Source organism: Pseudomonas fulva NBRC 16637 = DSM 17717, assembly GCF_000730565.1.
In the GTDB taxonomy this organism is placed as follows: Bacteria; Pseudomonadota; Gammaproteobacteria; order Pseudomonadales; family Pseudomonadaceae; genus Aquipseudomonas; species Aquipseudomonas fulva.
In genome coordinates this window covers 13,876-32,470 of sequence record NZ_BBIQ01000022.1, presented here as the reverse complement: position 1 = coordinate 32,470, position 18,595 = coordinate 13,876, and the positions used below count along the sequence as shown (strand labels likewise).

The following is an 18,595-nucleotide window of genomic DNA, read 5'->3' as shown; positions in this document are numbered from 1 at the left end:
GCAAGCTAGGGGCGATTGGCGATAGGCAGGGTGAAAGGCTTGGTGTAGCCACCGAAGTCATTGATGATGCTGAACCTGGCCTGCAGGTCAGGGCCAGGCCGAACTCCGTCCAGCGGCAAGTAGTGATCGCCAAACGGTGGCAGCATCGGAAGGTTTTCCAACTTGCCGGAACGCTGCGCACCGACCACCTCCAGCTGACTGAAGGTGACGTGGAACGGGGTGGGGTTGTGTGCCCTGAGTTGCGTCTGGCCGTTGGCCGAATGCAGTGAAAACTGCAAGTGGTTTGCCTGGGTGGCAGGGCTGCCCTTGAGCTGGTGGGGCCGGTAAAACAGCTTCAGACGTGTACGCAGCGCGATGTTCAGGGTGTTGTACTGGCCTGGCACGGCGTGCGGGATTTCCTGGAGGTTCAGGAAAAACAGGCTTTCTCTGTCTTCGGCCAGATCGTTGGGCAAGGCGCTGATCTGCAACAGTTGCTCCTGACCAGGATCGAGGCGAAACAACTGCGGTGAAGGCATCAGCGGCACTGCGGTGACACTGTCGTCAGCCTGGGTATTGATCCAGACTTGCGCTGCATACGTCTGTTTACTGGGGTTACGCACCACGACGGATGTGCTGCGGCTGTCGCTTGGGTAAACGATCCGCGTGTTGCTCAATGTGAGCGCAGCCTGACTGCTGCCAACGGGCAGGATAAGCAGCAATGCCGCTGCGCAGGTGCTGAATATCGCGCGCAGCGAAGCCGCCCGTACTGAAAAACCTGGCATTGAAAGTCGTCCTCTAGACCAGGTGCGCAACGGCACCTGGACGCGATGGGGGTACAGGGTGTGAGCCCGGCCTGTAGCCGGGCTCGGCAGGTCAGATGATGTCGACGGTGAAGTGAATGCTGGCCGACGCTGCGCCTGGCAACACAGGTACGCTGGTTGCGCGGTAGGTCGCGTGGAACACCATGCGAGACTGGCCCGTATCATTCAGGTCGTACTCGGCCGATGCGCTACCTGGGGCGACCGCACTGCCAGTGCGGTCACGCAGCGCGATGGCTACGTTCTTGGCACCATCGGAAGTAGGGGTGACCGCGAAATAGTTGCCACTGACATCGGCAGTGCCCTCGAAGGTGACGGTGGCTTTGTTGCTGCTGAAACCACACACCGCGCCCTCTTCCACTACCAGTGCGAAGGTGCGTTGGTTGTACTCTTCACCACTGGCCTTGAAGGCGCTGGCTGGCAGCTCACCCATCTCCACGGAGCTGCCGATGGCGCCGGAAGGTGGCGAAATGATGATCGGGCAAGTGTCGGCAGTGATTTTGCCGTCAAACATTACAAGGCCTGTGTTGGCGTTTGCCGACGTGCCAATGGCCGTCATGAGGAAGCCGAGCGATGCGGCCAGGAGAGACGTTTTCATAAGGATCCTTGTTCGAGTGACTAATATTAAATGACTGAAAGGTTAATTGAACGCCAGTGGTATTGGTGTTCTTTAACTTCGGCGCGAATTTTATAGAAGTCACTTTTTTAGTTGCAAGGATAATATGAGTTCGATGTTTGTTATATTTTTTAACTATAAGACTATGTATTAGTTGTGTGTTGATTTTTCTGAGGGGCGGGGGAATTTTTTTCGAGTTAATAATTGAGCGGTGTGGCGCAATAGGCCTATTCTCTACAAAGAGTAAGAAAGCGTGAATACGGCATCAGCTGAAGGCAACGTATTAATAAGAACACGTTCCATGGGAGGACGAGGTATCCCACGTCCGGCGTGGGATACCTGGGTGAATCAGTGGCTACTGCCTTGGCGTTGTTGGCTCAGCAGCTGCTTGTGCTGATGCCAGTCAAAGGGTTGACCGCTTTCCTGCGCTGCGAAGCGAAGCTCCTCGAGCTGTTGATACATATCCAGCTCTTCATCAGGCATGAAGTGCAGGCAATCACCGGCAAAGAACCATAGCAGATCGCGGGGCACCAAATGTGCGATTTGCGGGTAACGCTGAATCACTTGGCAGATCAAGTCCTGGCCCAGGTACTGGCTTTGCAGTGGGTCTTGTGGCAACACGGTTAGCAGTTCGTCAAAGCGCTCGAGGAACAGGGTATGGCTTTCTTCCGGCACCTGCTCCGCTTCGCCCAGCGCCACGAGGATGGTGCGCAGGTGCTGCAGCAATTGCAGGTGGTATTCCAGGTGTGGGTTGGCCATGGCAGGGGTCCTCGGTATGGCTGAAAGGGGGGCGGAGTATACGCCTCCCCTGTCGTTCGGAAAGACTCAGCGCACTTTCCCGGGTTCGGGTGTCAACTGCACCTTGTCAAAGGCATCCACATCGATGACCTTGCGCCGCGCCTGTTCAGCCGCGTGCAGGCGTTGCCCCTCGTCCGGTTGCAAGACGCCAGCCTCGACCGCTGCATCGATGGTCGACTGGCCAGGCGCAGGGCGGACATCGCCTTGCTTGAGCGCCTGGTGCAAGGCCTTGCTCAGCGGTGCCGTGCTGTCGAGCAGATCGCTGGCCTGCTGGAGGGCGGCAACGGGGTCGTTCTCGCCCTGTGGGCGGTAGCAGCCGGCAAGCAGTTCTTCCAGGGCCGGATCACCCTTTCTACGGCCGATCAGCTCAGCCACTTGGGCATCGAGTTCGTCACTGGGGCCGGTATGGCGCCGACCGAAAGGGAACACCAGTACGCGCAGTGCACAGCCCACGAAGCGATTGGGGAAGTTATCGAGCAGCCGATCCAGGGCGCGTTCGGCTTGCCCCAGACTCTCTTCCAAGGCCCAGCGCAACAGCGGCCGCAGGTGCTCGGCCGAGCCCTGATCGTGGTAGCGTTTGAGCGCTGCGCTGGCCAGATACAGATAGCTCAGTACATCACCCAGCCGCGCGCTCAGTCGCTCGCGGCGCTTAAGTGCACCACCGAGCAGCATCATGGACAGGTCGGCCAACAGGGCAAATGCCGCCGCCTGGCGGTTGAGGGCGCGGAAGTAGCCTTGGCTCAGGGCATCGCCGGGCACCTGCTCGAAGCGGCCCAGGCCCAGTCCGTAGATCAGGGTGCTGGCCGCATTGCCCGTCGCAAAACCAATGTGCTTGGCCAGCAAATCATCGAACTCCACCAGCGCCTGGTCCTGGTCCTGGCGCGCGGCCAGGGCCATTTCCTTGAGTACGAACGGATGGCAGCGTATGGCGCCTTGGCCGAAGATCATCAGGTTGCGCGAGAGGATGTTGGCCCCCTCGACGGTAATGAATATGGGCGCGCCCTGCCAGTTGCGGCCCAGGTAGTTGTTGGGGCCCATGATGATGCCCTTGCCGCCGTGCACGTCCATCGCGTGCTGAATGCACTCACGGCCGCGCTCGGTCAGGTGGTACTTGAGAATCGCCGACAGCACCGACGGTTTCTCACCCAAATCCACGGCCTTGGCCGTGAGCAAGCGGGCGCTGTCCATCAACCAGGCGTTGCCGCCGATGCGTGCCAACGATTCCTGGATACCCTCGAAGGCCGCCAGGGGCACGTTGAACTGCTCGCGGATGTTCGCGTATTGGCCTGTGACCAGGCTGGTGTACTTGGCAGCGCCCGTGCCAACTGCCGGCAGCGAGATGGAGCGGCCTACCGACAGGCAGTTCATCAGCATCATCCAGCCCTTGCCGAGCATGTCCTTGCCGCCAATCAGGTAGTCCAGGGGGATGAACACGTCCTTGCCACTGTTGGGGCCATTCATGAAAGCCGCGCCCAACGGCAGGTGGCGTTTGCCGATCTCAACGCCGGGTGTGTCGGTGGGAATCAGCGCCAGGCTGATGCCAAGTTCTTCTGTCTCGCCGAGCAAGTGGTCCGGGTCGTAAGCCTTGAAGGCAAGGCCCAGCAGGGTGGCGACCGGCCCGAGGGTGATGTAACGCTTCTCCCAGTTCAGGCGCAGGCCTATGACGTCTTCCCCCTTCCACTGGCCTTTGCAGATCACGCCAGTGTCGGGCATTGCCCCGGCGTCGGAGCCAGCGTGGGGACCTGTGAGGGCAAAGCAGGGGATGTCTTCACCGCGAGCCAGGCGCGGCAGGTAGTGATCGCGCTGTTCGTCGGTGCCGTAATGCAGCAGCAACTCGGCAGGGCCCAGCGAATTGGGGACCATGACCGTGGAGGCCAGGTCACCGCTGCGCGTGGCGAGTTTCATCGCCACCTGGGAGTGGGCGTAGGCGGAAAAGCCCTTTCCCCCGTACGCCTTGGGAATGATGAGGGCGAAGAACCCGTGATCCTTGATGTGCTGCCAGGCCTGCGGTGGCAGGTCCATGTCCTGGCCGATCTGCCAGTCGCTGACCATCGCGCAGAGTGCCTCGGTCGGGCCATCGAGGAAGGCCTGCTCCTCTTCGGTGAGCATTGGCGCAGGGTAGGCGAGCAGGGTACGCCAGTCGGGGCGGCCACTGAACAGCTCGCCGTCCCACCACACGGTGCCGGCATCGATCGCCTCGCGCTCGGTCTGCGACATGGGGGGCAATGTGCGCTTGAACCATTTGAACACCGGGCCCGTGAATACCTTGCGGCGCCACTCGGGCAGTAACACGAGCGCGGCGTTGAGCGCGATCACCAGCCACACCACAACCAACAGCCAGCCGGGGGCTTTGCTGAAGATGCCCATCAGCAGCGTGTAGACGGCAACGATGCCAAGTATCTGCAAGGGCGGCAGGCGCCGGTGCATGAGGTAAAGAGTGCCGATCACCAGCACTAGCAGCCACAACAGCAACATAATCACTCCTCCTTGGAACCAGGGGCTTGGCCATCCCACAGAGCTTAGACACCACGCTATGAACGGCACTGTCAGAACAGTGACAGGGTGTGGCAGCGTGAGTTTCAGTTCATGCTCGTTCTTGCCGGTATCTTCGCGCGTACAGCCGGCTAATGTCTGGAGTAGACTGCATGACCTGAGCATTCCTGAGGACGTCGTCATGCTGAAGATCTGGGGCCGCAAGAACTCGAGCAATGTGCGCAAGGCATTGTGGATTGCCCATGAGCTGGATCTGGATTTCGAGTCGATCGACGCTGGAGGCGCTTTCGGCGTGGTAGATGAGCCGTACTACCGCGCACGCAACCCAAATGGCCTGGTGCCTATGCTGGAAGATGGCGACCTGACCCTGTGGGAATCCAACGCCATCGTCCGCTACTTGTGCGCCGAATATGGTCAGGCGCAGGGCTGGTACCTGGACGATCCGCGCCAGCGCGCCCTGGCCGATAAGTGGATGGACTGGACCACCTCTTCCCTGGCGACCCCTTTCCGTCCGCTATTCTGGGGCATGCTGCGCACCCCTGAAGATCAGCGGGACTGGGTGGCGATCAATGCGGCGCACAAGCAGTGCGCACAGTTGCTGTCCATGGCCGATCAGGCCCTGGCCACACAGCCGTATCTGTCGGGAGAACACATTGGCATGGGTGATATCCCACTGGGGTGCTTCGCCTACGCCTGGTTCGAGATGCCCATCGAGCGTCCGGACATGTACCACCTCAAGGCGTGGTACGAACGCCTCAAGAGCCGCCCGGCCTATCAGGCTGGCGTGATGACTGCGCTGACCTGATCGAACACCGCAGCCGTTTCGATAGTCACTATCGATACACGTGACTGTACTTGTGCGGCCGAGCCTTGCACCATTGGCCGCACTCACTGCGCCAGTGAACCTGTCTGGCGTGTCCTGAACCCTATTCTTCGGTAAGTGACCCGCTATGAGTTCTGCCCTGTCCATCCGACAGCTGACCAAGACCTACGGCAACGGCTTTCAAGCCCTCAATGGCATCGACCTCGATGTTGCCGAAGGCGACTTCTTCGCCTTGCTTGGCCCCAACGGCGCCGGCAAGTCCACCACCATCGGCATCCTTTCTACCCTGGTGAACAAGACCAGCGGCACGGTCAACGTGTTCGGTCACGACCTAGACCGTGCGCCGTCTGCGCTCAAGCGCTGCCTGGGCGTCGTGCCGCAGGAATTCAACTTCAACCAGTTCGAGAAGTGTTTCGACATTGTCGTGACCCAGGCCGGCTACTATGGCATTGCGCCAAAAATCGCCAAGGAGCGGGCCGAGCAATACCTGACCCAGCTGGGCCTTTGGGACAAGCGCGATGTACCGTCGCGTTCGCTTTCTGGCGGCATGAAACGCCGCTTGATGATTGCCCGCGCGCTGATCCACGAACCGCGCTTGCTGATTCTCGACGAACCCACTGCCGGGGTGGACATTGAACTGCGCCGTTCGATGTGGAGCTTTCTCACCGAACTCAACGAGAAGGGCATCACCATCATCCTCACCACCCATTACCTGGAAGAGGCCGAACAGCTGTGCCGCAACATCGGCATCATCGACCACGGCACCATCGTCGAGAACACCAGCATGCGCAACCTGCTGGGCAAGCTGCACGTTGAAACCTTCGTGCTCGACCTCAAGCAGGACCTGGCCAGTGCCCCGGCCCTGCAAGGGTATCCTTGCCGATTGCTGACGCCTCATACGCTGGAAGTACAGGTGGACAAGGACATCGGCATTACCGCGCTGTTCAGCCAGTTGGCGCTGCTGAACATCGAGGTATTGAGCCTGCGCAACAAGACCAATCGACTTGAGGAGCTGTTCGTGTCACTGGTGGAAAAGAACCTGTCGAAGGTGGCCGTATGAGTGTGGAGCTGCGCACCAACTGGGTCGCCCTGAACACCATCGTCTATCGCGAGGTACGGCGCTTCCTGCGCATCTGGCCGCAGACCTTGCTGCCCCCGGCGATCACCATGGTCCTGTACTTCGTCATCTTCGGAAACCTGATTGGTCGGCAGATCGGCGACATGGGTGGGTTCACCTACATGCAGTACATCGTACCGGGGCTGATCATGATGTCGGTGATCACCAACTCCTACGGCAACGTGGTCTCGAGCTTCTTCGGTAGCAAGTTCCAGCGCTCGATCGAGGAGTTGATGGTTTCGCCGGTGTCGCCACACACCATCCTGGTGGGCTACGTACTGGGCGGAGTACTGCGTGGCTTGGCGGTAGGTGTGATCGTGACCATCCTGTCGATGTTCTTCACCGACCTGCAGGTGCATCACCTGGGGGTGACCGTGGTGGTGGTGCTGTTGACGGCGACCATCTTCTCGTTGCTAGGCTTCGTCAACGCGGTGTTTGCTCGCAATTTCGACGACATCTCGATCATCCCGACGTTCGTGCTGACCCCGCTGACCTACCTGGGCGGCGTGTTCTATTCGATCACCCTGCTGCCACCGTTCTGGCAGACCGTCTCGTTGGCCAACCCTGTGCTGCACATGGTCAATTCGTTCCGCTACGGCATTCTAGGGGTGTCGGACATCAGCATTGGCACGGCGATCACCTTCATGCTGGTGGCCACTGCCGTGCTCTACCTGCTGTGCGTGCGGCTGCTGGTCAGTGGCCGGGGCATGCGTGCCTGAAACGTTGCACCGGCATTGGCGACGACGCCATTGCCGGCCCACCCACCAGCGCCAGTACAGCAGGGTGCTGAAATAGCCGAGCATACCCAGCAGCACGGCGCAGACGATTGAACCGAGCAGGAAGGGTTGCCAGACCGTCGACAGTTGGTCGGTGATCCACTAGAAGGTCAATGTGTCGGGCAGCGCGCGTGGCGGTACCTGCATCAGCCAGGCACCGACCATGTAGGTCACGAAAAACACCGGTGGCATGGTCAGCGGGTTAGTCAGCCACACCAGGCTGACGGCGATCGGCAGGTTACCCCGCAACGGAATGGCCAACGCCGCGGCCAGCAGCATTTGCGCAGGCATCGGGATCAAGGCGGCGAACAGGCCGACGCCCATGGCTCGTGCTACCGAATGACGGTTCAGGTGCCACAGGTTCGGGTCATGCAGCAACGTGCCGAAAAAGCGTAAGGACTTGTGTTCCCGAATACTGCTCGGGTCCGGCATGTAGCGTTTGAATAGTCGGCGCGGCATGGGGGCTCCCGGAGCGTTGACCGAGGCAGTATGCCCTGATTCCCGGTCGGCCTCGTTCAGAGTTTGTGACAATTGTTGAGCAAGCATTGCCGACAAGTGGGCTATGCCTCAGAGGTTGATACAGCTTCTGGAGCTCTACCTCATGCGCACAGGGATGTTGGCGCTTGCACTTGGTCTGCTCAGCCTCGGCCTGGTGCCTCAACTGCCATCGGTCGGATGGCTGTTATTGCTTGCGGCGGGCGCTGTCGTCAGTCTGTTCACCCGCGGGTGGTTACTGGGCGTGTTCCTGCTGGGCTTTTGCTGGGCTTGCTGGTCTGCCAAGCAGGCCATGGATGATCGTCTGGCGCCAGGGCTCGAGGGTCGCACGTTATGGCTGGAAGGGCGCGTGGTCGGCCTGCCGGCGCGCACCGCGCAAGGCGTTCGCTTCGACCTTGAGGGGGCGCATTCCCGGCGTGCCGAATTGCCGCAACGCCTGCAATTGAGCTGGTTTGACGGGCCACCGCTGCGTGCCGGCGAGCAGTGGCGCCTGGCCGTGACCCTGCAGCGGCCGGGCGGGCTTTTGAACCCCCACGGGCCTGACCGGGAGGCGCAGTTGCTGGCACGCCGGGTCGGCGCCAGCGGAACGGTCAAAGCCGGGCAGTTACTGACGCCCGCGCCAGCCAGCTGGCGCGATGCGCTGCGCGAGCGGCTGCTGGCTGTCGAGGCCAATGGTCGGCAAGCCGCGCTGGTGGCGCTGGTGCTTGGCGATGGGGCAGGCCTGGCACGCGAGGACTGGCAGGCGCTACAGGCAACCGGCACCGTGCACCTGCTGGTGATTTCGGGCCAGCACATCGGTCTGGTGGCGGGTCTGCTCTACGCCGTGGTCGCGTGGTTGGCCCGCTGGGGGCTGTGGCCGGCCCGGGTGCCGTGGCTGCCTTGGGCCTGTGCGCTGGCGATGAGTGCGGCGCTGGCCTACGGCTGGCTGGCTGGGGCAGGGGTGCCAGTACAGCGCGCCTGTCTGATGCTGGCCGTGGTGCTGCTGTGGCGGCTGCGCTTTCGTCATCTGGGTGCGTTTCACCCCTTGTTACTTGCGCTGGTTGCCGTACTGCTGTTCGAGCCATTGGCAGCGCTGCTTCCAGGTTTCTGGTTGTCATTCGGCGCCGTGGCCACGCTCATCTACACCTTCAGTGACCGGCTAGGGGCTTGGCAACCCTGGCAGGCCTGGACGCGAGCGCAGTGGGTCATCGCCGTCGGGCTGCTCCCAGTGCTGCTGGCGGTGGGCTTGCCGGTGAGCCTGAGTGCCCCGCTGGCCAACCTGGTGGCGGTGCCGTGGGTGAGCTTGGCGGTATTGCCGCTGGCGCTATTGGGCACCTTGTTGCTGCCCTTGGGAAGCGCAGGTGAGGCCTTGCTGTGGCTGGCAGGCGGCCTGCTGGATATCTTGTTTCGCGCCTTGGCGCTGGTCGCCCAGCAGCGCCCGGCATGGGTGCCTCCCGCATTGCCGTTGTGGGCCTGGCTGCTGGTCTGCCTGGGTGCACTGCTGCTGTTGCTGCCACGGGGTGTGCCGCTGCGTGGGTTGGGTGCGGTGATGCTCGTGGCGCTCTGGGCACCTCGCGAGCCTGTCCCGGATGGCCAAGTCGAGGTGTGGCAGCTGGACGTGGGCCAAGGCTTGGCGGTGTTGCTGCGTACCCGGCAGCACAGTCTGCTGTATGACGCAGGTCCAGCCAGGGGTGAAAGCGATCTGGGTGAACGGGTCGTGTTGCCCACCTTGCGCAAGTTGGGGGTCGACAGCCTGGATCTGCTGGTGGTCAGTCACGCCCATGCCGATCACGCCGGCGGTGCAGGTGCAATCGGGCGCGGGCTGCCGATCAGGCGGGCGATTGGCGGTGAGCCGCTGGAAGCGGTTCAGTTACAGCCTTGCGTCAGTGGCGAGCAGTGGGAGTGGGACGGCGTGCGCTTTTCCCTGTGGCGCTGGGCGGATGCGCGCACCAGCAATGACCGCTCCTGCGTGTTGCTGGTCGAGGCGTCGGGCGAGCGTTTGCTGCTGGCCGGGGACATGGAGGCGGGGGCCGAACGTGCGTGGCTGGCTGCCATGGACTCACCACGCATCGACTGGCTGCAGTCGCCTCACCACGGCAGCCGCAGTTCGTCGAGCGAAGCCTTCATCCGCGCTGCAGCCCCGCGTGGGGTACTGATATCCCGCGAGCGCAACAACAGCTTCGGGCATCCCCATGCACAGGTGGTCGAACGCTATCGCAGGCATGGCATGACCCTTCACGACACGGCGGTGGAGGGGGCGTTGCATCTGGTGCTCGGTGTGCAAGGAAAGGTCGAGGGTATGCGCAGCCAGCGTCGGTTCTGGCGTGACGCCAGGGGTGGTTAATGCTGATGAGCCCCTGGCGCGCCTATGGTAAAGTGGCGACCTTTTCCAGAGGGCTTCTACTGTGTGGGAATTGGTCAAGTCAGGCGGTTGGATGATGCTGCCGATCATTCTGAGTTCCATCGCCGCCATGGCTATCGTCGTCGAGCGCCTGTGGACCCTGCGCGCCAGTCGCGTCAGTCCGCCTCACCTGCTGGGCCAGGTGTGGATGTGGATCAAGGACAAACAACTGACCAGTGACAAGCTCAAGGCCCTGCGTGCCGACTCGCCCCTGGGGGAGATCCTCGCGGCAGGGCTGGCCAACTCGCGTCATGGTCGCGAAATCATGAAAGAGTGCATCGAGGAAGCCGCCTCGCGCGTCATCCACGAGCTGGAGCGCTACATCAGCACGCTGGGCACCATTGCCGCCATGGCGCCGCTGCTGGGCCTGCTGGGCACCGTGCTGGGCATGATCGACATCTTCAGCGCGTTCATGGGGTCGCAGATGACCGCCAACGCCTCGGTGCTGGCGGGCGGTATTTCAAAGGCCCTGGTAACCACCGCAGCCGGGCTGATGGTCGGTATCCCGGCGGTGTTCTTCCACCGCTTCCTGCTGCGCCGCATCGATGAGCTGGTGGTGGGCATGGAGCAGGAGGCGATCAAACTGGTGGAAGTGATTCAGGGGGACCGCGAGGTGGAAGTGGCGGGAGGCAAGGCGTGAAGTTTCGGCGCAATCGCCAGCGCGAGAACATCGACATCAACCTCGCGTCGTTGATCGACGTAGTGTTCGTGTTGTTGCTGTTCTTCGTGGTCACCACCACGTTCACTCGCGAAACCCAGCTGCGCGTCCAGTTGCCCGAAGCGGCCAGCGCCGAGCGGGCACCGGGCGATGAGGGCAAGTTGGTAGAGATCACCATCAGTGCCGAAGGGGTGTATTCAGTGAATAACCACCTGCTGCCCAAGAGCGACCTGGCCACCCTCAGCGAGGCCATCGAGCGTGAATCAGGTGGCGACAACACACTGCCCCTGGCCATCAGTGCCGACGGCAAGACCCCGCACCAGGCTGTGGTCACCGCAATGGATGCCGCCGGCAAGCTCGGCTTCAGCCAGTTGCGCATGACCACCGTCGAGGCGGCCCAGAGCACACCCTGATGACACTAGCCGATCGCCTGCTTGCTGCCTGGTACACCGGCCATCCTGCACTGGCGTTGCTGCGTCCGCTGGAAGCGCTGTACCGCTGGGTGGTCAAACGCAAGCGCAGGCGTTTTCTCAACGACCAGCGGGCCAGCTACCGCGCCCCGGTGCCCGTCATCGTGGTGGGAAACATCACCGTCGGCGGTACGGGCAAGACCCCCATGATTCTCTGGCTGATCGAGCACTGCCGCCAGCGGCGCTTGAGGGTAGGGGTGGTCAGCCGTGGCTATGGCGCCAAGCCGCCGCAGTTGCCTTGGCGGGTCACGGCCGATCAGGCTGCCGAGCAGGCGGGCGACGAGCCGCTGCTGATCGTGCAGCGTACCGGTGTGCCGCTGATGATCGACCCGGACCGCGCCCGTGCGGTGCAGGCCCTGCTGGCCAGCGAACACCTGGACCTGATCCTGTGTGACGACGGCATGCAGCACTACCGCCTGGCGCGAGACCTGGAATTGGTCTTGATCGACGCCGCTCGCGGCCTGGGCAACCGCCGATGCCTGCCGGCCGGCCCCTTGCGCGAGCCTGTCGAGCGCCTGAAGGCGGCCGACGCGGTCCTGTTCAATGGCGCAGAGCAAGACACTGCCGAAGGCTTTGGTTTTCGCCTGCAGCCCAGCGCATTGGTCAATCTGCGCACGGGCGAGCGCCGGGCACTCGACCATTTTTCCGCCGGCCAGCGCCTGCATGCAGTAGCCGGCATCGGTAATCCGCAGCGTTTCTTCAATACTTTGCAAGGGCTAGGCTGGCAGCCGCTGCCGCACCCATTTGCCGACCACGCACAATTCAGTGCCCAGAACCTTGCCTTCACACCGCCACTGCCGCTGGTCATGACCGAGAAGGATGCGGTGAAGTGCCGCTCTTTCGCGGCCGAGAACTGGTGGTACCTGGCTGTGGAAGCCCAACCCACGCCGGCATTTGGCACTTGGTTCGACCTGCAGTTGCAACGTTTGCTACCCAAGCCCTGATCCCGTTTTCAATGTCGGCCATCTGGCCAAAGGAAGCCTTTTATGGACACCAAACTGCTCGATATCCTGGCCTGCCCAATCACCAAGGGCCCGCTCAAGCTCAGCGCCGACAAGACCGAGCTGATCAGCAAGGGCGCCGGCCTTGCCTATCCCATTCGCGACGGTATCCCGGTCATGCTGGAAAGCGAGGCACGTACCCTGACCGATGATGAGCGCCTGGACAAATGAGCCTGGATTTCACTGTCGTCATTCCAGCCCGCCTGCGCTCCACGCGCTTGCCAGGCAAGCCCCTGCTGCCCATCGCCGGCAAGCCAATGGTGCAACACGTGTGGGAACAGGCGCGCCGAAGTGCCGCCAGCCGTGTCGTCATCGCAACCGACGATGCCGGCATTTACGAAGCTTGCCAGGCATTTGGCGCCGAAGTGCTGATGACCCGCGTCGACCATGAATCCGGCACTGACCGACTGGCCGAGGTGGCCGTGCGGCTCGGCCTGCCCAGCGACGCCATCGTGGTCAACGTGCAGGGTGACGAGCCGCTGATTCCGCCAGTGATCATCGACCAGGTGGCCGCCAACCTGGCGGCTAACCCGCAAGCCGGTATTGCGACCTTGGCCGAGCTGATCCACGAACCGCAAGCGGTGTTCAACCCCAACGCAGTCAAGGTGGTGAGCGACAAGAACGGCCTGGCCCTGAGCTTTAGCCGTGCGCCGCTGCCGTGGGCCCGCGATGCGTTTGCCAAAGGCCAGGATCTGCCACCCGGTGTGCCTTACCGTCGCCATATCGGCATGTATGCCTATCGGGTTGGTTTCCTCCATGATTTCGTCGGCTGGGGCCCATGCTGGCTGGAGCAGACCGAGGCGCTGGAGCAGCTGCGTGCGTTGTGGCACGGCGTGCGTATTCATGTGGAAGATGCCATCGAGGCCCCCGCCGTGGGCGTGGACACCCCTGAAGACCTGGAGCGCGTACGGCGCTTGCTGGAGGCCTAATGCGCGTTCTGTTCGTGTGCCTGGGCAACATCTGCCGCTCGCCTACTGCCGAAGGCGTGCTGCGTCATCAACTGCAGGCCGCAGGGCTTGCCGATCAGGTGCAGGTAGCCTCGGCCGGTACGGGCGACTGGCACGTTGGCAAGGCGCCCGATAGCCGCACCCTCAAGGCCGCGCTGGCACGTGGCTACGACCTGTCGAAGCAGCGTGCCCAGCAGGTCAAGGTGGCGCACTTCGCCGAGTACGACCTGATCCTGGCGATGGATCAGAGCAACCTGCGCGATCTGCGTGCCCTGCGCCCGTCCACGGCAGTGGGTGAGCTCGACCTGTTTTTGCGCCGCTACGGTTCTGCGCTCGATGAAGTGCCAGACCCGTACTATGGCGGTGCCGACGGCTTCGAGCAGGTGCTCGACCTGATCGAAACCGCCTGCCAAGCGCTGGTCGTGGAAATCAAGGGGCGGTTATGACCGAGCATTGGCAGGAGCAGGTCTCGCTCAAGCCGTACAACACCTTTGGCATCGACGTGAAAGCGCGCTATTTCATCCAGGCCAAAGACGACCTGCAGGTGCGTCAGGCGCTGGACGGTGCGCAGCAGCAGGGTGTACCGGTGCTGGTGATCGGTGGGGGCAGCAACCTGCTGCTGACCCGCGATGTCGATGCCCTGGTGCTGCACGTCGCAACCCAGGGTCGTCGCGTGCTCACTGACGATGGCGAACACGTTGTGGTCGAGGCCGAGGCGGGTGAGGCCTGGCACCCGTTTGTGCAGTGGACGCTCGCGCAGGGGTTTTGCGGGTTGGAGAACCTCAGCCTGATTCCCGGCACAGTAGGCGCTGCACCCATGCAGAACGTGGGCGCTTATGGCGTCGAGATCAAGGATGTCTTCGCTGGCTTGACCGCGCTGGACCGCAAGACGGGTGAAGTCCGTGACTTCGCCTTGTCCGACTGCGCGTTCGGCTACCGTGACAGCCTGTTCAAGCGTAACCCTGGTCGCTGGCTGATACTGCGTGTGCGTTTCGCCTTGAGTCGCACCTTGCAGGCGCGCTTGGACTACGGCCCGGTGCGTCAGCGCCTGGCCGAGCAGGGCAGCACCGTGCTCACTGCGCAGGCCATCAGTGATGCTATCTGCAGTATTCGTCGTGAGAAATTGCCTGATCCGGCCGAGCTGGGTAATGCCGGGAGTTTCTTCAAGAACCCCGTGGTCGCGGCGCAGGTGGTTGAGCGCATTCGTGCGCAGCATCCAGATGTCATTGCCTACCCTCAGGCCGATGGCCAAGTGAAGCTGGCAGCGGGCTGGCTGATCGAGCGGGCGGGCTGGAAGGGCTATCGCGAAGGCGATGCCGGGGTGCATCGCCTGCAGTCGCTGGTGCTGGTCAACCATGGCCAGGCGAGCGGGGCGCAAATGCACGCTCTGGCGCGGCGAATCCAGGCCGACATCCTGGAGCGGTTCGGGGTTGAGCTCGAGATGGAGCCCAATCTTTATTGATGCTGCCTACAGCGTCGTCCAGGCGCCGTGTCCGTCCATAAGGGTAAACGCCCGGCCAAGAAAAAGCCCCGCCAGTTCGCACTGGCGGGGCTTTTTCATTCAGCCTTGGCTATCAACCCTGATGGGTTTTCGGCTCGTCGGCGGTCTCTGACGTTGGCGCGTCGGTAGCGGCGGTAGCCTGGGCGGCTTTGGCGGCAGCCTCAGCCTCACGCTTGCGGCGACGCACTTCACGTGGATCGTTTGGTGCGCGGCCGTTGGACAGCATGACGGTGGCAGGCTGTGCCACGGCGGCTGCGGCGGCTGGCTCAGGCTCAGGCGCGGCCGTTTCAGGCTCGGCCACAACCTCTGGCTCGGCCACCTCTGGCTGGGCCTCGACCGCCGGGGCGGGCTGTTCGGCTACCGGGGCAACCTCGATCACGGAAGGTGCCTGCTCGATTTCGCCGGCTTCGATGGCCGGGGCTTCCGCGGGCACTTCAGTGACTGGTGCTTCAGGTGCCTGAACGTCTGCCGGGGCTTCAACGGCTGCAGTTTCGGTGGCCGCGGCTGGCTCAGCAACGGAGGCTTGTTCAATTGCCGGCTGCGGGACAACCTCAACCACTGGCTCGGCCGAGGCCTCGACAAACGGCGCTGGCTCGCTGACTGGCTGCTCGACCGCCGGGGCCACGGCGGCCGCTTCTGCTTGGGCCACAGCGTCAGCCTGCTCGACCAGTTGGGCGATTTCGCTGCTGTCGGTTGGGGCAACAGCGGCGACTTCGGCGGTAGCGCGCTCGGCCTGCTGATTGGCCTGGGCCTCGGCGTCGGTGCTGATGTTGCTGGTCGCAACCGCAGCGGTCACCGCGACGCCTGCGGCCAGCTCTGCGCCCAGCTCGGTGGCCTGGCGCTGTTGAGGCTGCTCTTCGCTGCCTTCTTCTTCACCGTCGATCAACTCACCATTGGCGTTGCGCTGGCGCTCGCGACGGTTGCTGCGGCGACGCTGGCCACGCGAGCGGCGGCGCGGACGCTCGCCATCGTTGCCGTCCTGCTCATCCTGCAGTTGCTCTTCGTTCGGCAGTTGCTCTTCGGCCAGCTCGGCGGCGTGTTCTGCTGCTTCCTCGGTCGTGCGTGGCTGACGTTCTTCACGAGGTTGGCGCGGGGCGCGTTCTTCCCGGGCTGCACGCTCTTCACGAGGCGCTTGATCTTCACGCGGAGCACGCTCTTCGCGAGGTGCGCGCTCTTCACGTGGGGCGCGCTCTTCACGCGGAGCACGCTCTTCCCGAGGCGCGCGCTCTTCACGCGGAGCACGTTCTTCGCGAGGTGCGCGCTCTTCACGCGGAGCACGTTCTTCGCGAGGCGCGCGATCTTCACGTGGAGCACGTTCTTCGCGGGCTACGCGCTCTTCACGCGGCTGACGCTCCTCGCGTTCTGCTGGCGGTGTAGCGTCCAACGGCTCGCGCAGTTCACGCACGCGCTCTTCGCCACGGTTGCCGCGACGGTCCTCGCGCGACTGGCGTGGTGCACGCTCTTCGCGCGGGGCACGTTCTTCTCGTGGTGCACGTTCTTCACGCGCAGCACGCTCCTCGCGTGGCTGGCGTTCCTCGCGCGGGGCGCGCTCGGCACGCTCTTCACGCGGCTTGCGCTCTTCGTCGCGACGACCGTTACGGTTACGGCTCTGCTGGCGTCCGTTACGGCGTTCCTCGTTGCGCGGGCTGCGCTCGGTAGTCGGCTTTTCAGCGGCAGGGGCGACAGGCGCGGCAGCAGGTTCTTCCTTGCCAGCGAACAGGCTCACCAGCGACTTCACCAAGCCCTTGAACAGGCTGGGCTCCGGGGCGCTTGGGGCAGGGGCGGCGGCTGGCGCAGGCTGTGGCTGCTCGGTGGCAGGTACAGGTGCGTTCGCACGGGCCGGGGCAGTTTTCACAGCGGCTTCCTGGCGAACCAGGGTGCGGGTGGCGGTCGGCTGTGGCGCTTCTTCGGTCTCGCTGGCGGCGATTTCGTAGCTGGACTGGTTGTTCAGTACTTCAGGGTTGTCGTCGCGCAGGCGCTGGACTTCGAAGTGTGGGGTTTCCAGGTGATCGTTCGGCAAGATGATGATGCGTGCACGGGTACGCAGCTCGATCTTGGTGATGGAATTGCGCTTCTCGTTGAGCAGGAAGGCGGCCACCGGGATCGGCACCTGGGCACGGACTTCGGCAGTGCGATCCTTCAGGGCCTCTTCTTCGATCAGGCGCAGGATAGCCAGCGACAGCGATTCCACGTCACGGATGATGCCGGTGCCCGAGCAGCGCGGGCAGACGATGCCGCTGCTTTCGCCCAGCGACGGACGCAGGCGTTGACGGGACATTTCCAGCAGGCCGAAGCGCGAGATGCGGCCAACCTGCACGCGAGCGCGGTCGGCCTCGAGGCATTCACGCACGCGCTCTTCCACGGCGCGCTGGTTCTTGGCAGGGGTCATGTCGATGAAGTCGATCACGATCAGGCCGCCGATGTCACGCAGGCGCAGCTGGCGGGCGATTTCCTCGGCCGCTTCCAGGTTGGTCTGCAGCGCGGTTTCCTCGATGTCGCTGCCCTTGGTGGCGCGTGCCGAGTTGATGTCGATGGACACCAGCGCCTCGGTCGGATCGATCACGATCGAACCGCCTGATGGCAGCTCGACCACGCGCTGGAACGCGGTTTCGATCTGGCTCTCGATCTGGAAGCGGTTGAACAGCGGGACGCTGTCTTCGTACAGTTTGACCTTGCTGGCGTACTGCGGCATGACCTGGCGAATGAAGGTCAGGGCTTCTTCCTGGGCATCGATGCTGTCGATCAGCACTTCGCCGATGTCCTGGCGCAGGTAGTCGCGGATGGCGCGGATGATGACATTGCTTTCCTGATAGATCAGGAACGGCGCGGCGCGGTCCAGCGAGGCTTCCTTGATGGCGGTCCACAGTTGCAGCAGGTAGTCCAGGTCCCACTGCATCTCTTCGCTGCTGCGGCCAAGGCCGGCGGTGCGAACGATCAGGCCCATGTCGCCTGGTACGGTCAGGCCATTGAGCGCTTCGCGCAACTCGTTGCGCTCTTCACCTTCGATGCGACGGGAAATGCCGCCGGCGCGTGGGTTGTTGGGCATCAACACCAGGTAGCGGCCGGCCAGGCTGATGAAGGTGGTGAGGGCGGCGCCTTTGTTGCCGCGCTCTTCCTTCTCGACCTGGACGATGACTTCCTGGCCTTCGCTGAGCACTTCCTTGATGTTGACGCGGCCTTCAGGGGCCTTCTTGAAGTATTCGCGGGAGATTTCTTTCAGCGGCAGGAAGCCGTGACGTTCGGAACCGAAGTCGACGAAGGCGGCTTCGAGGCTAGGTTCGATGCGAGTGATCTTGCCTTTGTAGATGTTGGCCTTTTTCTGCTCACGTGCACCGGACTCGATATCCAGGTCGTAGAGGCGTTGGCCGTCCACCAGGGCTACGCGCAACTCTTCGGGTTGAGTGGCGTTAATCAGCATTCTTTTCATGTTGTACCGTCGGTTTCCGGGCTGCCGGAAACGGCGTTCGGCACACACGACGTCTCATGGTCGGTGCCAAGGTGCGCAAAGGGTGGTTAACCACCCCCGTGTCGAGCGACGTTCGGCACCAGCCGGTTGCCCAGCCTGCCGTTGTCGCGACGACGCGTCCTGTTTTGCTGCGGTGCCAACAAGGCCCCGGAGGCTTCGAATTGTTATCCGAATCAACCAAGCGGGCCTGGTGCACTCAGTCAGGAGGAGGAATCAACCTTCAGCCGTGGACGCCCAGGGGCATCTGTTCAGGACCT

At 62.9% G+C, this 18,595-nt stretch carries 16 protein-coding genes and 1 pseudogene; 11 read left to right on the top strand and 6 right to left on the bottom strand.

Annotation, left to right across the window (positions count from 1 at the left end; translation table 11 throughout):
- Positions 1-5 precede the first annotated feature (5 nt).
- The 4 genes from PFU01S_RS18625 to PFU01S_RS18610 all read right to left on the bottom strand — a co-directional run bounded on the left by PFU01S_RS18625 (position 6) and on the right by PFU01S_RS18610 (position 4,686).
- Positions 6-761 carry a fimbrial biogenesis chaperone gene (locus PFU01S_RS18625; RefSeq protein WP_028687692.1) on the bottom strand — a complete coding sequence of 252 codons (756 nt, stop codon included), beginning with the start codon at positions 759-761 and terminating at the stop codon, positions 6-8.
- A gap of 91 nt (positions 762-852) precedes the next feature.
- Positions 853-1,395, bottom strand: coding sequence for a fimbrial protein (locus tag PFU01S_RS18620; protein WP_028687691.1), 543 nt, complete (start codon positions 1,393-1,395; stop codon positions 853-855).
- 366 nt (positions 1,396-1,761) lie between these two features.
- A complete protein-coding gene (locus PFU01S_RS18615) occupies positions 1,762-2,172 on the bottom strand; it encodes a PA2817 family protein (protein WP_027914343.1) in 411 nt (136 codons plus the stop codon).
- 66 nt (positions 2,173-2,238) lie between these two features.
- Positions 2,239-4,686: an acyl-CoA dehydrogenase gene (locus PFU01S_RS18610; protein WP_028687690.1), complete on the bottom strand. Its 2,448-nt coding sequence runs from the start codon at positions 4,684-4,686 to the stop codon at positions 2,239-2,241.
- A gap of 199 nt (positions 4,687-4,885) precedes the next feature.
- On the opposite strand from PFU01S_RS18610, the gene PFU01S_RS18605 reads away from it, so the two are divergent.
- The 3 genes from PFU01S_RS18605 (at position 4,886) to PFU01S_RS18595 (ending at position 7,363) form a co-directional block, all read left to right on the top strand.
- Positions 4,886-5,509: a glutathione S-transferase gene (locus PFU01S_RS18605; protein ID WP_027914345.1), complete on the top strand. Its 624-nt coding sequence runs from the start codon at positions 4,886-4,888 to the stop codon at positions 5,507-5,509.
- A gap of 145 nt (positions 5,510-5,654) precedes the next feature.
- Positions 5,655-6,587, top strand: coding sequence for an ABC transporter ATP-binding protein (locus PFU01S_RS18600; RefSeq protein WP_027914346.1), 933 nt, complete (start codon positions 5,655-5,657; stop codon positions 6,585-6,587).
- Positions 6,584-7,363 carry an ABC transporter permease gene (locus PFU01S_RS18595; RefSeq protein WP_023533108.1) on the top strand — a complete coding sequence of 260 codons (780 nt, stop codon included), beginning with the start codon at positions 6,584-6,586 and terminating at the stop codon, positions 7,361-7,363. The genes PFU01S_RS18600 and PFU01S_RS18595 overlap by 4 nt, the downstream gene beginning before the upstream one ends.
- A gap of 15 nt (positions 7,364-7,378) precedes the next feature.
- Here the strand turns inward: PFU01S_RS18595 and PFU01S_RS18590 are convergent.
- Positions 7,379-7,879 (bottom strand): annotated as a pseudogene (locus PFU01S_RS18590) (DUF2062 domain-containing protein); the annotation flags it as partial.
- 142 nt (positions 7,880-8,021) lie between these two features.
- Between PFU01S_RS18590 and PFU01S_RS18585 the strand changes: the two are divergent.
- The 8 genes from PFU01S_RS18585 to murB all read left to right on the top strand — a co-directional run bounded on the left by PFU01S_RS18585 (position 8,022) and on the right by murB (position 14,833).
- Complete coding sequence (locus tag PFU01S_RS18585) at positions 8,022-10,238, top strand: DNA internalization-related competence protein ComEC/Rec2 (RefSeq protein ID WP_028687689.1); 2,217 nt, start codon at positions 8,022-8,024, stop codon at positions 10,236-10,238.
- 61 nt (positions 10,239-10,299) lie between these two features.
- A complete protein-coding gene (gene pocA / locus PFU01S_RS18580) occupies positions 10,300-10,935 on the top strand; it encodes a flagellar polar localization protein PocA (RefSeq protein ID WP_023533075.1) in 636 nt (211 codons plus the stop codon).
- On the top strand, positions 10,932-11,366 hold the full coding sequence (gene pocB / locus PFU01S_RS18575; RefSeq protein ID WP_028687688.1) for a flagellar polar localization protein PocB: 435 nt from the start codon (positions 10,932-10,934) through the stop codon (positions 11,364-11,366). The genes pocA and pocB overlap by 4 nt, the downstream gene beginning before the upstream one ends.
- Complete coding sequence (gene lpxK, locus PFU01S_RS18570) at positions 11,366-12,367, top strand: tetraacyldisaccharide 4'-kinase (protein WP_028687687.1); 1,002 nt, start codon at positions 11,366-11,368, stop codon at positions 12,365-12,367. Before pocB ends, lpxK begins: the two co-directional genes overlap by 1 nt.
- Before the next feature lie 42 nt (positions 12,368-12,409).
- Complete coding sequence (locus PFU01S_RS18565; RefSeq protein ID WP_003247142.1) at positions 12,410-12,595, top strand: Trm112 family protein; 186 nt, start codon at positions 12,410-12,412, stop codon at positions 12,593-12,595.
- The gene (kdsB, locus tag PFU01S_RS18560; RefSeq protein WP_028687686.1) at positions 12,592-13,353 is read left to right on the top strand and encodes a 3-deoxy-manno-octulosonate cytidylyltransferase; all 762 of its coding nucleotides are present in this window, start codon (positions 12,592-12,594) and stop codon (positions 13,351-13,353) included. Before PFU01S_RS18565 ends, kdsB begins: the two co-directional genes overlap by 4 nt.
- On the top strand, positions 13,353-13,817 hold the full coding sequence (locus PFU01S_RS18555; protein WP_028687685.1) for a low molecular weight protein-tyrosine-phosphatase: 465 nt from the start codon (positions 13,353-13,355) through the stop codon (positions 13,815-13,817). Before kdsB ends, PFU01S_RS18555 begins: the two co-directional genes overlap by 1 nt.
- Positions 13,814-14,833, top strand: a complete 1,020-nt coding sequence (gene murB, locus PFU01S_RS18550; RefSeq protein ID WP_028687684.1) for a UDP-N-acetylmuramate dehydrogenase — start codon at positions 13,814-13,816, stop codon at positions 14,831-14,833. Before PFU01S_RS18555 ends, murB begins: the two co-directional genes overlap by 4 nt.
- A gap of 112 nt (positions 14,834-14,945) precedes the next feature.
- On the opposite strand, the gene rne is transcribed toward murB, so the two are convergent.
- The gene (gene rne / locus PFU01S_RS18545; protein ID WP_028687683.1) at positions 14,946-18,299 is read right to left on the bottom strand and encodes a ribonuclease E; all 3,354 of its coding nucleotides are present in this window, start codon (positions 18,297-18,299) and stop codon (positions 14,946-14,948) included.
- Between the last annotated feature and the right edge of the window lie 296 nt (positions 18,300-18,595).